This window comes from Vibrio sp. YIC-376 (genome assembly GCF_052353105.1).
GTDB lineage: Bacteria > Pseudomonadota > Gammaproteobacteria > Enterobacterales > Vibrionaceae > Vibrio.
Map to the genome: position 1 here is coordinate 205,442 of NZ_JBBWFK010000002.1, position 15,479 is coordinate 220,920.

General features: G+C 44.6%; 13 protein-coding genes. 7 read left to right on the top strand and 6 right to left on the bottom strand.

The window, feature by feature from the left end; all coding sequences use genetic code 11:
- The first annotated feature begins 131 nt into the window (after positions 1 to 131).
- From WJM94_RS05165 to WJM94_RS05175, 3 genes are all read left to right on the top strand, one after another.
- Complete coding sequence (locus WJM94_RS05165; RefSeq protein WP_444493164.1) at positions 132 to 884, top strand: electron transfer flavoprotein subunit beta/FixA family protein; 753 nt, start codon at positions 132 to 134, stop codon at positions 882 to 884.
- Positions 881 to 1,807 (top strand): electron transfer flavoprotein subunit alpha/FixB family protein, encoded by a 927-nt coding sequence (locus tag WJM94_RS05170; RefSeq protein WP_444493165.1) that lies wholly within the window; start codon positions 881 to 883, stop codon positions 1,805 to 1,807. Before WJM94_RS05165 ends, WJM94_RS05170 begins: the two co-directional genes overlap by 4 nt.
- Before the next feature lie 81 nt (positions 1,808 to 1,888).
- Positions 1,889 to 3,922, top strand: a complete 2,034-nt coding sequence (locus tag WJM94_RS05175; protein ID WP_444493166.1) for an acetoacetate--CoA ligase — start codon at positions 1,889 to 1,891, stop codon at positions 3,920 to 3,922.
- An 82-nt stretch (positions 3,923 to 4,004) separates the two neighbouring features.
- On the opposite strand, the gene WJM94_RS05180 is transcribed toward WJM94_RS05175, so the two are convergent.
- The 4 genes from WJM94_RS05180 to WJM94_RS05195 all read right to left on the bottom strand — a co-directional run bounded on the left by WJM94_RS05180 (position 4,005) and on the right by WJM94_RS05195 (position 10,204).
- Positions 4,005 to 7,154 (bottom strand): HD domain-containing phosphohydrolase, encoded by a 3,150-nt coding sequence (locus WJM94_RS05180; protein WP_444493167.1) that lies wholly within the window; start codon positions 7,152 to 7,154, stop codon positions 4,005 to 4,007.
- Positions 7,155 to 7,354: 200 nt separating this feature from the next.
- Positions 7,355 to 7,717, bottom strand: a complete 363-nt coding sequence (locus WJM94_RS05185) for a DOPA 4,5-dioxygenase family protein (RefSeq protein WP_444493168.1) — start codon at positions 7,715 to 7,717, stop codon at positions 7,355 to 7,357.
- 158 nt (positions 7,718 to 7,875) lie between these two features.
- The gene (locus tag WJM94_RS05190) at positions 7,876 to 8,790 is read right to left on the bottom strand and encodes an EamA family transporter (protein WP_444493169.1); all 915 of its coding nucleotides are present in this window, start codon (positions 8,788 to 8,790) and stop codon (positions 7,876 to 7,878) included.
- Positions 8,791 to 9,001: 211 nt separating this feature from the next.
- Positions 9,002 to 10,204, bottom strand: a complete 1,203-nt coding sequence (locus tag WJM94_RS05195; protein ID WP_444493170.1) for an MFS transporter — start codon at positions 10,202 to 10,204, stop codon at positions 9,002 to 9,004.
- Between the two features lie 162 nt (positions 10,205 to 10,366).
- Between WJM94_RS05195 and WJM94_RS05200 the strand changes: the two genes are divergently transcribed.
- The 3 genes from WJM94_RS05200 to WJM94_RS05210 all read left to right on the top strand — a co-directional run bounded on the left by WJM94_RS05200 (position 10,367) and on the right by WJM94_RS05210 (position 12,839).
- Positions 10,367 to 11,245, top strand: a complete 879-nt coding sequence (locus WJM94_RS05200; RefSeq protein ID WP_444493171.1) for a LysR family transcriptional regulator — start codon at positions 10,367 to 10,369, stop codon at positions 11,243 to 11,245.
- 98 nt (positions 11,246 to 11,343) lie between these two features.
- Entirely contained in the window at positions 11,344 to 12,102 is a 759-nt protein-coding gene (locus WJM94_RS05205) for a metallophosphoesterase (RefSeq protein ID WP_444493172.1), read from the top strand.
- Between the two features lie 149 nt (positions 12,103 to 12,251).
- The gene (locus WJM94_RS05210; protein WP_444493173.1) at positions 12,252 to 12,839 is read left to right on the top strand and encodes an AAA family ATPase; all 588 of its coding nucleotides are present in this window, start codon (positions 12,252 to 12,254) and stop codon (positions 12,837 to 12,839) included.
- A 39-nt stretch (positions 12,840 to 12,878) separates the two neighbouring features.
- Here WJM94_RS05210 and amrA read toward each other — a convergent pair whose 3' ends face one another.
- Positions 12,879 to 13,457, bottom strand: a complete 579-nt coding sequence (gene amrA / locus WJM94_RS05215) for an AmmeMemoRadiSam system protein A (protein WP_444493174.1) — start codon at positions 13,455 to 13,457, stop codon at positions 12,879 to 12,881.
- Positions 13,435 to 14,238, bottom strand: coding sequence for an AmmeMemoRadiSam system protein B (amrB, locus tag WJM94_RS05220; protein WP_444493175.1), 804 nt, complete (start codon positions 14,236 to 14,238; stop codon positions 13,435 to 13,437). Before amrB ends, amrA begins: the two co-directional genes overlap by 23 nt.
- Before the next feature lie 64 nt (positions 14,239 to 14,302).
- Between amrB and amrS the strand changes: the two genes are divergently transcribed.
- Entirely contained in the window at positions 14,303 to 15,391 is a 1,089-nt protein-coding gene (gene amrS / locus WJM94_RS05225; protein WP_444493176.1) for an AmmeMemoRadiSam system radical SAM enzyme, read from the top strand.
- Positions 15,392 to 15,479 lie beyond the last annotated feature (88 nt).

Genomic DNA, 15,479 nt, shown 5'->3' on the forward strand with positions numbered 1-15,479 from the left:
TTCCCTTCTTCTATTTCTTGTTGCCAACTTGTTAAGCAACAATATATTTAAAGTTGACGCAAACGTAAAGGTAAATTAACATCATTTTAAAGACGTCATCACATAGTCTTCACTGTAAAAAGGAATCTAACGTGAAAATACTAGTGCCAATTAAAAGGGTCATCGATCCTTACATTAAGGTCCGTGTTAAACCGGACAACAGCGATGTTGAAACCAATAACGTCAAGATGACAATCAACCCTTTCTGTGAAATCGCCGTTGAAGAAGCAGTGCGACTTAAAGAGCAAGGGATTGCAGAAGAAGTTATCGTTGTAAGTGCTGGTGGCACACAATGTCAGGAACAACTGCGTACTGCCCTAGCGCTAGGCGCAGATCGAGCCATTCATATTGAAACTGCAGATAAAATTGAGCCGTTGGTGGTTTCAAAGCTGCTAAAAGCATTGGTAGAACAAGAGCAGGCTCACCTGGTGATCACGGGCAAACAGTCTATCGACACTGACAACAACCAGGTCGCGCAGATGCTGGCAGCCTTACTTGACTGGCCTCAGGCGACCTTCGCTTCCAATGTGAAAATTGAAGATCAAAAAGTTCAGGTAGTGAGAGAAGTTGACGGCGGTTTAATGACCGTAGCGATGAATTTACCAGTGGTGATCAGCACCGACTTGCGCTTGAATGAGCCTCGCTTTGCTTCACTGCCAAACATCATGAAAGCCAAACGTAAACCGTTAGACACCATCACACCTGAGAGTCTGGGTGTCGAAGTCGTGTTTAGCCAAACCATCACTGAAGTGACACCACCAGCGCAGAGAAAAGCAGGCATCAAAGTGGCGTCTGTCTCGGAACTGATCGATAAGCTACGTAACGAAGCGAAGGTGATTTCATGAAAAATCTAATTATTGCAGAACATGACAACCGCCAGTTGCATGCGGATACGTTAAAAGTGGTAAAAGCTGCAGCTCAGGCGAGCCAGGACAATACCTTGCTCGTGGTTGGCTATCAGTGTGAAAACGTAGCGCAACAAGCAAGCCGAGTAGACGGTATTTCGCAAGTCATTTGTATTGATGACGAGTCGTTAGTGCATCAATTCGCTGAAAATATCGCGCCTGTCGTGACAAGTCTTGCGGAAAATTTCGACGGTATCTGGGCAAACTCATCATCAAAAGGCAAAGATCTTGCGCCACGTATTGCAGCAAAATGCGGTGTGGGACAAATTTCAGATATCGTTCAAGTCGTTGATGAAAAGACGTTTATTCGCCCGATTTATGCTGGTAACGCCTTCGCCAAAGTAACTTCAAATGACAATTTGCGGGTAGTAACAGTACGCGCTTCTGCCTTTGATCCTGTTGGTTGTCATAACCAAGTCGACATTGAACATCAACAAGTCACGGCTCATTCGCCTGTGGTTGAATTGATCGCTATCGATAAGACCGTTTCTGAACGACCAGAATTGACTGCGGCAGAAATCGTAATTTCTGGTGGCCGTGGTGTGGGTAGCAAAGAGAATTTCGCACTGATTGAAAAAGTCGCGGACAAACTTGGTGCGGCTATTGGCGCTTCTCGTGCTGCGGTTGATGCTGGCTTTGTTGCGAACGACTTACAAGTTGGTCAAACCGGTAAAATCGTAGCTCCTAAGCTTTACATTGCGGTTGGGATCTCTGGCGCAATCCAGCACCTTGCAGGCATGAAAGAGTCAAAGGTGATCGTTGCAATCAACAAAGATCCGGACTCCCCTATCTTTGAAATTGCTGACTACGGATTAGTAGGCGATCTGTTCGAAATATTGCCTCAACTTGCTGAACAACTGTAAATAAACCCGACTCAGGGCGAGCATATTTAATAATTGTGCTCGCCCTTTTTTGATCAATTTAAGTTGAATATAGAGGGAACTATGCCAAGCCAAGCACCTATCTGGTCACCATCTGCGGAGCGAGTCAGAGACAGTAACCTGCTTCGATTTATCGAAACCATTAATGAGAAAAATATCGAAGGTGACCCGATTTATGATTACCCGTCACTTCACCACTGGTCCGTTGAACATAATGACATTTTTTGGCAATACACCTGGCAGTTTTGTAATGTGGTGGGCAATTTAGGCTCTCAAGTAAAAAGCGTTGGTGAAGCGAAATATCCCAATTCGGATTCCAATTCATCAAATATCAACAGGGATACCGTTTGGTTCAACGATACAACACTTAACTACGCTCAGAACTTACTCACCCACGCAGAGCAATCGCCAGAGCGACAATTTATCGTTTTTAGTAATGAAATTGGTGAACAAAAACATCTCACTGGTAAGCAAATTATCGAGCAAGTATCCGTTGTTCAGCAATGGTTGACTGTCAGTGGCGTAGGTAAAGGTGATGTGGTTGCCGGTTACCTGCCGTACCTTCCTGAAACTGTGATCGCGATGCTAGCCACCACCAGCCTCGGTGCTATTTGGACATCGACCTCGCCAGATTTTGGTATCGATAGTGTTCTGGAGCGTTTTGGTCAGGTTGAACCCAAAGTGCTGTTTTGCTGCAACGGCTACCGATTTGGTGGCAAGACTTTCGACATGACGGATAAAAACCGCTCTATTAGCAGCAAGCTAAGTAACACGATCAGCGTTTGCCAAATTAAGTACTTAACGGAAAGCACCGAACCATCAAACTCTGATTTCATTCCATGGAATGAGCTTTCTGAGCGCTTTTCACCGCAATCCATTCACTACCAACAAGTGCTGTTTAACGACCCATTATTCATCTTGTATTCGTCTGGTACAACGGGACAGCCAAAGTGTATCGTCCATTCAGTGGGCGGAACTTTACTCAATCACCTTAAAGAGCACCAACTGCATTGCGACATCAAGCCCGAAGATAACGTTTTCTACTACACCACTTGTGGGTGGATGATGTGGAACTGGCATGTGTCGACCCTCGCAAGTGGTGCCACGTTGGTGATATACGACGGTAGCCCGGTTTACCCAGATCTTTCGGTGTTGTGGCAACTGGCTGAACAACACTCGGTGTCACTATTTGGCACCTCTGCAAAGTATCTCGAGGCGCTTGAACAAGCCAATTATAATCCTCGGTCACTGCATAATTTAGACTCGCTTAAGACCTTATGCTCAACGGGATCAGTGCTTTATCCGGAACAATTCAGCTACGTTTACCAGCATATTAAACAGGATTTGCATTTAGCGTCCATCGCTGGCGGAACCGATATTTGTGGATGCTTTGTACTTGGTAATCCTATATCCCCCGTTTATAAGGGCGAGTGCCAAGGTGCCGGACTCGGAAACGACGTAAGGGTACTCAATGACGAAGGTAACGCAATAGCCTTGCAACGTGGAGAGCTAACCTGCAACAATTCACTGCCTAATTTTCCAATTGGCTTCTGGCAGGACGACGGCGAGCGTTATCACAACGCTTACTGGAGTAAGCTTGCAGACGTCTGGCATCACGGTGACGATGTGATGCAAACGGAGCACCGCGGTTTTATTTTTTATGGCCGGAGCGACGCAACACTGAATCCGGGCGGAGTGCGAATTGGCACAGCGGAGATCTACCAACAGGTAAATTCGCTGGATGGTATTGAGGATTCCATTGCTGTCGGTAAGTTGAACCAGCAATCCGAAGAGATCTGGCTAATGGTGAAGCTAAGCCGCAATATCGAATTAACTCAGCAACTTGCCGATTTGATTCGCCAAACGCTTAAAGCCAACTGCTCACCAAGACACGTTCCTCGTAAAATTTTTGCGATTAGCGATATTCCAAGAACTCGCTCAGGTAAATCGGTAGAGCTGGCCGTAAAACAGGTCGTTAACGGTCAACCAGTCAAAAATATCGGTGCAATAGCAAACCCAGAAGTGCTGGATGAAATCGCCTGGCTGTGTGATACCAATTCGCTAGAACAAAAAACGCCTACTCTTGCGGTAAAGTAACCTAAGCTCGGGGTAGTCAAAGCTGAACATCAACAGCTCGCTTATTCGCTCATTAACGACAAGCGAGCTTCTACCCTGATATTCATGCGCCAATGGCTTTGTCGTAAGCTGGCGTTTCTTCAACATCCAATTGCTCATCGGGCAAGAACGTTTTTGCGTACTCAATGTGCAGATTTTTACTTAACATCAACTCAAACAAATCCTTATCTAAGTGCCCGTCTTGAACCATAAAATTGAGTATTTTTATCGCTTCACTTAATGGCTTCGCTTTTTTATAAGGTCGGTCTGATGCGGTGAGCGCTTCAAAGACATCTGCTATGGCCAAAATGCGCGTCGCTGTCGGTAACTGTTCTGCGCTAAGTTGTTTCGGATATCCGTCACCTCTGAGTGTTTCATGGTGTCCACCCGCATATTCTGGTACCCGCTTTAACTCTTCCGGTAATGGTAAGGCTTCGAGCATCCGTATAGTAGAAACAATATGTTCATTAATTCTGTAACGATCTTCTGCCGTTAAAGTACCTCGGCCAATACTTAAGTTATACAGTTCCCCTAGATTCGCCTGATATTCCGGAGCTCGCATTTTAATATCATCGCCAACTTTGTTATTCGGATCCTGCGGCCATTTAATCAAATGTTCTGGCTTGTCAGACAACAAGTTTTCTTCACAAGGTAAGTTCTGAGGTGCGATATCTTCAATACGTCGGCTTTCTTCAGGAGATAAACCCAATCGATCATCTAAGTTTCGAACCCATGTTTGCGCAGCAATTTTTTTCAGACGTTCAATGTGTTCCTCGGAAATGAACTCGCCACCCACATTACATTGGGCAACAAAGTCAAAGTCATCCCTAATCTGCTCTTGGCGCCGGTAGAGTGTGCGCTTCATTTCGTCTGTGTCTTTGCCTGCCTCAACGCCTTTCCAGTATTCTATCTCCGCGTCTCTTAACAGAACTTCAAATCGCATTCGTACTAAGTGGATCCGATTACAAATTGCCTCCAGCTTGCTTCCCTTATCCACGATGTGCTCAGGTGTGGTGACTTTACCGCAATCATGTAACCAAGCTGCAATTTCAAATTCTCGCCACTGATCTTCCGTTCCCAGTTTGAAGTCTTTAAATGCAGGCAAGTCGCTGTCACTTGCCGACTTGGCTAATTCAATAGCAAGAATCGGAACTCTTTCACAGTGGCCCGCCGTATAAGGGGATTTGTCATCAATCGCCTGCGCAATCAGTTTTACGAACGAGTCCATTAATTCTTGCTGATTTTTTTGATACTGCTCGATAGAACGAGACATCGAAAACATCGAATCTGAAAGTGCTGCAAGTTCGGCTATCCAACTCGGCACATTTTGTACGCTTTTGAACTCGCGTTTCTTGATTTTCTCACTCTCACTATATAGCGCGCGAACAGGACGCACGATGATGTTCGAAAAGAACAAGAGCACTGGCAGAAGCAATAACATGGCGCCAAATGTAATCATCGTGGATTTATTGACTTTGTCCATATACGGCCCTTGGATTAACTCTGTAGGGACAACAAATCCAACGTATTCAGCCGCTCCAAAGCTCGCTTCAACACGTTGGACATACAGGGTGAACAATTGCCCCTGACTCTTGATCGTTTGCAATGTCGAATTTTGGGTATCACTTTGCTTTGCCATCTCCAGGAGCTGACGAAAAGGTACAATCCCTGCTTTTAGAGAGCGCACGATATTGTTGTTTTGGTTGCTTTTGTCTCTATAGTTTTCCGTCCACTTACGTTCTAGTGACTGCTTTTCAGCATCCGAAACAGAAGCCATTGCCTTATTGAGTAACGAGATAAGAGGTCGTTTGTCTTCGTTAACCATGATCGACAACGACTGATTAAGGCCTTTAAGTTCTTGTTGTACTTCTAACCCGTCAAAGGAATAGGCGCTAACTAAATAGTTGGCCACTCTTTTAGCCTCTAGCGCCGCGTCAGCCCTGCCGCTCATCACTGCTTGCAATGCGCTCAAGCTGTCTTTTGCTTTAAGCACATCGATACCCGGGTAGTCGCGCTCAATCACTTCAATCAGTCCTGAGCCTATCTGAATGGCTAAAGACTTTCCTTCTAACTGTTTTAAGGTGCTGATATTTTGTGTATCTTTTTTTGTTACTACGACACTGGATAATTCTAAATATGGTGTAGTGAGTAAGCCGTTATTTTGGTTAGACTCCGTAGTTGTTGCAGATTGAAAAATATCAACGCTTTCTGACTTGAACAGGGTACCAAGTTCTTCCGAACTGTAGCCATTGACATACTCAACCTCCATCCCCAGCTTTTTAGCCAGAAGGTGAACCAAATCTGTCGAATACCCTTGAGGGAATCCGCTATAAGAGAAATCAAAAGGTGGAAAGTTAGACTTGTTGGCTATCCGTACGACACCTATTGAATCGATGTAACGCTTCTCTTCTTCCGACAAGCTGAGCGGTACTATAGCCAGAGAGGACTTTTCCTCCTCTACATCAAACGAATGAGCGTGAATCTGACCATTAATATCAAATATCATCGCTTCGCCATCCGGATTATTCTTAGCGAGAAAATCGGACAAGGAAGTTAAGGAAATATCGGCAGCTACGACACTGTCTGTATTATTGATTCGCTTGGCGTAAGTTACGCCCGGAGTTTGCAAGTTGTGGAAGAGATAAGGAGCGGTTTTGATGACATCCGTTGTGTTGATGGCTTTTCGATACCAAGGGCGCTTATTCGCGTAGTAAGTCGTTGACTCTATTTTCTGATGGGTCAAATTAAAGTTGCCGTCATAATATTCAGACTCTCTTTTTCTCCCATCTGGCGTTTCACGAATCTTAACGATCAGCCAATTATCATCGGCTGTTGCACCGTGTTTAGCTTTGAAATCCTCACTACTGCCTAAATTGATTAGCTCATAAAAATCGCCATTACCGTAACCAATATATATCCCGTATAAATTTGGATTTTTCAACATTGCTTGAGCAATGACTTCTGTGGCTGGGTGTCGCGATTGGACACTAACCTCTTCTGCTATTTGGGGGAAATGAGAGAGTACATTGATTAGATTACTGGTCTGAGTGTTAAGCGAATCGATTTTTTCACTGAAGCTATTCGCTGTACGGTTAAATGCAATGGATGAGGAATCTTTGGCAAGTCCCTGACTAAAGTAATACTGTAATGAAAGGGCTAAAATAACGATTAACGAAGATAAAAATAAAAAAACGGTAACGACCGTTACTTTCATACTGAAAGTATTTTTCCTGACCACATTGCCCATGCACTCTGGCCTCCCGGGATAACAGATCCTTTGCCAACGATATAATTATTAGTATCGCTAAAATATTAGGTTAGATCAGATACTTAAATAATCAAGATATAAAAAAGGAACCAGCACTGCGGTTCCTTTCTTAAATTTCAACTAGAGAGATCTCGTCATCTATTTAATTATTGTGCCTCATCACCGAATAGTGACAAATTAAGCTCCAGACTCTCACCGAGCCAATAGGCATTGACCGTATGATCGGCCAAATTATCACCCGTTAAACCATGCACGAGAACCGATAAGCCATTGCGGTTTTGTTCTAACCAAGGTACCAATGCATCAAAGTCTTTCGAAGAGAATGCGAGCTGGCAGCTCCATTTCGGGTGAGGGCCAACCAGTTTTTCATGAACCCGCCCCATTTTGACACCAAAGCGACGCTCAGCTTCTCTGCACAGCTCTGCTGCAAACGTTATGGTTTGTAGGTCAAAATAGACATGAGCATGGTAAGCACGGTACAAATTTACCGGAAACTGACTTTCATTCATCGTGTGGTCTTGAAATCCTTGGTTATTGATATTTTCTAAAGTTAAGGTTGATTCTTAAAAAGTGACAACATTTAAATGCGTCTCGGCTCACTTTGCTTGCTCAAATCTAAGCTTCTCTGACACTACCCATAATTAAGATAACGGAGCGCTACTACGGGTCATCGTTGTACTGGTGACACAGTATCGACTTTAGGACGAACCCAACGCTGACCGAACACGTTAATTACTAACCCCAATGCAATCACAAAAACTCCGATTACTTGGTACAGGCTGAGATTTTCGTCTAATAGTACCCATGCACTAAGTAAACCGAAGACTGGCACTAACAGAGACAAAGGCGCGACTAATGCGGTGGCATAGCGACTCAACAGATAGCTCCAACCACCATAGCCAACAATGGTAGCCAGAAGTGACAGGTAAACTATTGAGAACAAGTTGTGCCATTGCATGTTTGCCAACGAGCTCTGAATGACCTCTGGACCTTCAATAAAATATGACGTAATAGCAAATGCGGAAAAAGGAACTAAAGCACTCCAGACGATCAGAGACATGGTCGGAACAGCATAATTTTGCATGATCACTTTATTGGTTATATTACCGAGCGCCCAGCAAGTCGCCGCTCCGAGGATCAATATTAGAGTAAGGCCAGTAAGGGACGCAGCACCGTCATGCTGAGCGGCTGCAAGCAAGTAAATACCTCCTGCAGCTGTGACCACAGCGATAGCGTTATGGACACGTATTTTCTCCTTCAGCAGCAATACCCCAAACCCTAAAGTAATAAAAGCCTGAGCCTGTAAAAGTAGTGATGCTAACCCCGCCGCCAAACCAACATTTAACGCCCAGAAAAGTAGTGCGAACTGGCCAAAACTGATCGTTAGACCGTAAGCAACAATCCATTTTAAAGGCACTTTTGGACGCGGAATGAACAGTAATGCGGGAAATGCCACCAGCGCAAAACGTAATCCAGCCAACAGTAACGGTGGCATCCCTTGCAAGCCGACTTTAATGACTACAAAATTCACGCCCCACACCAATACGATGGTGAGAGCCAATAGCCTATCGCGTAATGACATTATTCTTCCTTTCAGACGTCCAATTTTGGTAAGTAATGCAGGTAAGAGATATACCAATTACCTTTGAGAGATTAATAACGGTATAAATCGAAAAGACCAGACTGCCTGAAACATAAGATCAAAACAAGCGCTGTCTATGCATTGCTTTGATTATCATTAAACATAAAAGAGCCCATTACAGGCTCTTTTTCTTGTTTAACGACACGGTCAGCTACGGCATCGCAGGAGAATGATTGTCTTTGTGGGTGCTGATCCACTGATAGATGATCACCAGAAGAATACATAACGCGAGTGCGATACGTGTTGCACCCAAAATTCCCTGCCATCCCCACGCTTGATAAAACGGCTCGAGGAAAAATACCCCTAAGCTTGCCCCAGAGTAATAAAAAAGACTGTATAAAGCTTGTGCGCTGCCTTTAGATCTAGTGGCTTTTCTGCCAATTAACGTGCTTGCTTGCGCATGACAGAAGAAGAAGCCAACCGAGACCATCACCATACCGATAACCATGGTATAGATATTCGACCAACTCATTAGAAAATTGGCCATTAACATAATGATAGCGCCGAACGCTACCCCGGCAATTTGGCTATGCCTTTTCGCAAACTTGCCCGCAAGAGATGAACTGGTTGTGCCACCAAGCAAGGTTAAAAACATTAAGCTGCGAATGTCGCTTGGTAGATTATATGGGAAGTCACTCAACACCATCATCAAATAGTTGGAAAGGTTCACAAAAGTGCCGAACGCCAGCCCTATCAGAAGGTACAGAACCACGAGCTGTGGATTTTTCAGATGATAGCCATAAGCTTTAAGGCATTTACCCACTTTGAGGGGAGCTGGCTTGAAATGACGCTGAGCAGGCAACAGATAGTAGATAATGGCATACAGTACCGCGCTGATGCCCGCAATGACGTAGCCTGCGTATGCCCAGTTTCCTAATAGTTCCGCGCTCAGTCCGCCCATTATACGGCTACAAATTCCGCCTAACGTATTGGAAGCCACATAAAAACCAACAGCGCCCGCTAACCAACTTTTTCTCAACTCTTCACCCATTAGCGGGACCGCTAACGCTGGACAAACCGCCAGGAACATTCCCTGCAGAAAGCGGAGAGATAAGAACACTTGATAGTTTTCAACTAAAGGCAGAGCGAGTGAAACCAGCAATCCAATCGCCGTCCCGACCAACATTACTTTACAGCGCCCAATGGCGTCTGACAGACTTGCGAAAACCAGTAACCCTAACCCCATACCAAACAAAGGTGCTGACATAGCGAGGTTGGCTGCCAGAGAAGTTACCTGAAACTCTTTCTGAATTACTGGTAGCAAAGGCTGCAACCAATAAATATTGGAAAAAGTGACGATGGAAAAGAGACAGACACAAATGACGACTCTACTGTAATGGGCTGATTTTTTCACTGCTTACTACTTTTGTTGCTATTGAAACTGGTTACAGGCATAGGGTATCGACCAATTGACAATAAAAAAAATATTTTGTATTTATCAGATCCATAAATAATATTTATATCGTTAAAAAGAGCAGTCGCATTAAAGTCCGACCGGAGTTAAGGATGGTTTGATATGGAGTTACGTCAGCTAAAGCATTTCGTGGAAGCCGCAGAGCACAGCTCTATTTCTGCTGCGGCCAGAGTATTAAATCTGGCACAGCCAGCAATCAGCAGCAGCATCAAGAAGCTGGAGCAAGAGCTAAAAGCACCTCTTTTTAATCGCCGTGATCGTGGGATCTCGCTGACGATAGCAGGAACCGAGTTTCTCTCTCACGCCAAACAAATATTAAAACAGGCAGAAGATGCAAAACTTGCAATGCAAGCGATGGAAGGATTGGATTTAGGACACGTCGATATCGCAGTACCCAGCATGCTTGGCTCCTACTATTTTCCTCCTCTCTTAATGGCGTTCAGGCATCAACATCCAAACATTGATATGAACATTCTAGACACTGGTACTCGTAATATCCGGCGATTACTGCTTGGCGGTGAAGTAGAGTTGGGTGTCATCGCCAGTAAAGATCTTACCCCAGAGTTAGACAGTGGCTTCCTGATCCGTGAAGAGATGGTGGTGTGTATGGCTGTCGATCATCCTTTAGCAGAAAAGGAAGTGATCGAATATGCGGATTTTCTCGCACACGATTTAATACTATTCCAAAAAGGCTATTACCATCACACGTTGCTGGATCGAATATCTCAACAGGTAAATATCAAACCTAAAGTCGCTTTTAGCAGCAATCTATTACCCTTAATCAAATCCGTAATTCGACAAGGCTACGCGATTTCTCCAATGTGGAAAGTCGTAATCAGTGAAGACGAAGACATCGTAACCAGACCATTTGCAGATACATTCGAAATCGATTTGAGCCTTGCATGGCGCAAAGACAGTTATCTTTCACGTGCGAATCAGGCTTTTCGTGATTTCATTTTGTCTGAAGTAAGCGGAAACTAATTATATTCAATCGAGTCATTCAGAGCCTTAGAGAAAATCGTCTCTTATGCCTGTGCTATGCTTGGATTAGATGTCGCTGATTAGGCAAGAACATTGATATGAGTACCCCTTCAGACATACCGCTACATACCCACTTCAGCCAAAATAAACGAGGCAGAGATTTGTTTGTCGGCGATATTCATGGCGATTTTCCACTGCTTATTCATGCGTTAAAGTCGCTTCATTTCGACAAATACAAAGACCGTGTCTTTTCGGTTGGTGATTTAACTGATCGCGGCGTAGACTCGTTACACTGCTTAAATCTCGCCAGAGAAAAGTGGTTCTTCCCCGTTTTAGGCAACCATGAATGCTTCATTCTCGAAAGATACGATCAAGACCTGTACACAAGCGCTACGTGGATAATGAACGGTGGTGAATGGTGGTTATCGCTTAATAGTGCCGAGCGAGAGGCTGCAAGAGAAACCATCGCTTCATTTTATAGCCTGACGATTAGTGTTGAAGTTGAAGATTTACTTATCGGTGTTTTACATGCCGAATATCCCTTTGCCCATTGGCCACCCGATCCAGCACTCGTCGATAAAGAATCGCGCAAAACGATGCTTTGGGGTCGAGACGATATACTCAGGAGCACAGGTAAACATATCGATAACGTTGACTTTGTTGTGTCCGGACACACCCCATTAAACATCCCGAAAATGAAGAGAAATAAGTTATTCATTGATACTGGAGCTGGCTATAGTGCCAATAACTTTATTCCGGATCCACGTATTAGCCTGTGCGAGTTTCACGCCGGTACCATTGAAGTGCACTCAATTAATATGCAGGATGAAAAACGCGTTCAATTCGAAATTATTTAATTGCCTCTTTTGCTCAGTTTCCCGTCAAATATTCAAACTCTCGAAAGCCAGATAGAGGCAATGTATTTTTAAAACCTAACATTACCGAACTTTGAAAATTTTTTGACTACGCTTTAAATATCAAGGCACTACTTAGTTTAGAGGTCATCATGAGAAGGCAGCTTAAAGTTGTGGTAACTGGCGGTCCAGGCGGAGGTAAAACCACTGCATTGGATCTATTTCGCAGAGAATTAAATGAACAAATCGTGGTTGTCCCTGAATCGGCGACTTTGCTTTTCTCCGGCGGTATTACCCGTTCTGATAATGAGCAATGTATAAAGATGGTGCAAAAGACCATTTTTCAGCTGCAAAAAAATATAGAAGAAATCCACAAAATACAGTATCCGGATCGGTTATTAGTGTGTGACCGCGGCTCGCTTGATGGTCTCGCATATTGGCCCAATTCAGAGAGTGATTTTTTCAAACAAGTAAACTCGACGTTCGAGAAAGAGCTTGCACGATATGATGCAGTGATCTTTTTTGAGTCAGCCGCAGCCTCTGGGCAAGATATCAGCAGTAACAATCCGACCAGACATGAATCCTTAGAGCAAGCGGCAAAATTAGACAAAAAGTTACAACGGATCTGGTCCAAACATCCCCATTTTTACTTTGTGGGCAGTTCGGAGTCTTTTGTCAGAAAGATCATGTTTGGGATTATGACGTTAGAAAATGTCATTAATCGCTACCCAACTTCTTAGCGCACATATACTTGGTGGTAGCAATCGAACTCGACAACTCTAGTTGTCAGCAACCACAACCGTCGTAAAGCGATGGAGGATGATGTTTTCGTTCCAATAATGCTCCGGCCATCCTCCTTTACGCTTTAATGCGCGAACAAATTGCTCGGGGGTTGGCAAGACCTCCCATACCGATGGAAGAAACACTGCACGATGCCAATCATCTTCCAATAGCAGTCCGTCAATACCGGGTCGTAACGTTGTCAATAAGATTGATTCACCTTCATTCTCTAATGGAATGAGGTCCGACAAAACAGAAATCTCCAGGCTCAGACCATCACGGTCATCTGGTGTAAGTGGCAAAAATCGCGTGTCTTGAAAACCGCTGGAATAAGCGTTTTTACAGGCATTGCGCCATAGAGGCTCATGCGCCTGTAGAGAACCAATGCAACCGCGCAACTCTCCGTTATAGTGTAACGTAACAAAACAAGCGGCGGGCAAAAGCAATTCTTCGGTACTGGGCTCAGAAGGTAATTGAAAACCTTTACCTTTAAGCGCTTCATCAAGAACTTGCCAAACCATTTTGAGCAAACAAACGCGCGCATCCTTGCTTAACTCAAAACAAGACGAAGCTTGCATAACCAACTACCCCCTCTGAAGGCTCCGGGGCGCGATTTTCATGATCAGCCATCACATCTCCGGAATTAGTATAATTCACGCACTTGATTTCCCAGTGCTGCTCCCTGGCATAATCGAGCAACCCATTAATCGCGTTGCAGCCACATGCCCGTTCCGGATGAATATTATTACCAAATGACAAAACTCGCTGAATGGTATCCGCATCAATCTCATTCGCTTCACTGTATGGATGGTAGTGGCTGAGATCGCTACTAACAACAATCAGAGTTTCGGGTGATTGCGCGACGGATGCCAATATACGCTTAACGTACCCATGGAGATCACGTCCGACAACTACTGGCAGAAGCGTAAAATCTTCAAGGCAGTATTGCAGGAAAGGGAGCTGAACTTCTAACGAGTGCTCCCAGTGGTGGGCTTGGTCTGATTCTACAGCCAACCCTTGCGATAAAAGTAACTCTACACTTTCACGATCGATCGTCACTTCTCCCGCTGGGGTCAGAAAGACATCGCTGCTTGGTACCGCACACCCTTCAAGCGCTACATGATGGCTTGGCCCAAACAATACAACGCGAGAAAAGTGTTGTTTTCCATTACCAAGCAAGCGATACGCTTTAGCAGCGACCGCCCCAGAATAGAAATAACCAGCATGAGGCACAATCAGAGCCTTTGGAACCTCAGGCAAAATAGGTTGCTCAGAAAAGTAACCAGCCAGTTGGTTTCTGAGCTCTTTTGCAGCTGCAGGATAAAATCTTCCGGCAACCGCGGCTTCCCGATATTTCATAGTCGTCCTACTCGTATTGCATCAACTATACTTTCAGTGTAGGTCATCAGAGGGCTAATTCACTATGCAAACCTCTCCTCCTGATTATTTCCCAACACACTACTGGCATAAGCTCGAAGACGGTAGAGTTTGCTGCGACGTGTGTCCACGAAAATGCACGCTTAGAGAAGGCAAGCGTGGTGCTTGTTTCGTACGTATGCACAGGCAGGGAGAAATTGTGCTGACCAGCTATGGTCGCTCATCAGGGTTCTGCATCGATCCTATCGAGAAAAAACCCCTCAACCATTTTTATCCGGGATCAAGCGTGCTTAGTTTCGGTACCGCAGGCTGTAACCTAAGCTGTGAATTTTGCCAGAACTGGGATATTAGCAAATCACGAGAAGTAGACACCTTATGTGATGCAGCAATGCCGGAAGAGTTAGCAAACACAGCTTTAAAATACGGTTGTAAAAGTTTAGCGTTTACCTATAACGACCCTGTCGTATTTATGGAATATGCGATAGACGCAGCCTTAGCGGCTCGAGCGCTTGGTTTGCAAAGTGTTGCCGTGAGTGCTGGTTACATATGTGAAGAACCGAGAGAAGAGTTCTACCGCCACATGGATGCAGCCAATATCGATTTGAAAGGTTTTAGTGAGCGCTTCTACCACAAAATCTGCCACGGTCATTTGCAGCCTGTGCTGGATACCTTGTTGTATCTGAAAAATGAAACCGATGTTTGGTTTGAGCTGACCACCCTTCTCATTCCGGACGAAAATGACAGTGACGAAGAACTCAACGCCATGTGCCAATGGATCTTTGAAAATCTGGGACCCGATGTTCCACTGCATTTCAGTGCGTTCCATCCAGATTTCAAAATGTTAGATAAAGGCAGAACACCACTGAGTACTCTATTACGAGCCCGTAATATCGCTCTGTCACACGGTCTTCATTTTGTCTATTGCGGCAACGTTCACGATCCAGCGTCTGACGCTACCTATTGTCCGGCCTGTGGCAAACAAGTCATTGAAAGAGACTGGTATCAACTCGGTGAATACACATTAGATGACACCGGTCACTGCATTCATTGCGGACACAAAATACCAGGACGTTTTGCTGGACCAAGAGAAAATTTTGGCCCTCGACGCATTCCTGTCGCTATCCATCGACTTTGATTGAGTTCTATCGATTCCAATACAATAGAAGAACCTGTGTCACAGTCACACTCTCGTAGCAGAATTACGCGTGATGAACACTGACGAT

Coding starts and splice junctions, on each gene's coding strand:
- WJM94_RS05185 (WP_444493168.1), bottom strand. CDS start 7,717: ATGAATGAAAGTCAGTTTCCGGTAAATTTGTACCGTGCTTACCATGCT.
- WJM94_RS05190 (WP_444493169.1), bottom strand. CDS start 8,790: ATGTCATTACGCGATAGGCTATTGGCTCTCACCATCGTATTGGTGTGG.
- WJM94_RS05210 (WP_444493173.1), top strand. CDS start 12,252: ATGAGAAGGCAGCTTAAAGTTGTGGTAACTGGCGGTCCAGGCGGAGGT.
- WJM94_RS05175 (WP_444493166.1), top strand. CDS start 1,889: ATGCCAAGCCAAGCACCTATCTGGTCACCATCTGCGGAGCGAGTCAGA.
- amrS (WP_444493176.1), top strand. CDS start 14,303: ATGCAAACCTCTCCTCCTGATTATTTCCCAACACACTACTGGCATAAG.
- amrB (WP_444493175.1), bottom strand. CDS start 14,238: ATGAAATATCGGGAAGCCGCGGTTGCCGGAAGATTTTATCCTGCAGCT.
- WJM94_RS05170 (WP_444493165.1), top strand. CDS start 881: ATGAAAAATCTAATTATTGCAGAACATGACAACCGCCAGTTGCATGCG.
- WJM94_RS05200 (WP_444493171.1), top strand. CDS start 10,367: ATGGAGTTACGTCAGCTAAAGCATTTCGTGGAAGCCGCAGAGCACAGC.
- WJM94_RS05180 (WP_444493167.1), bottom strand. CDS start 7,154: ATGAAAGTAACGGTCGTTACCGTTTTTTTATTTTTATCTTCGTTAATC.
- amrA (WP_444493174.1), bottom strand. CDS start 13,457: ATGCAAGCTTCGTCTTGTTTTGAGTTAAGCAAGGATGCGCGCGTTTGT.
- WJM94_RS05205 (WP_444493172.1), top strand. CDS start 11,344: ATGAGTACCCCTTCAGACATACCGCTACATACCCACTTCAGCCAAAAT.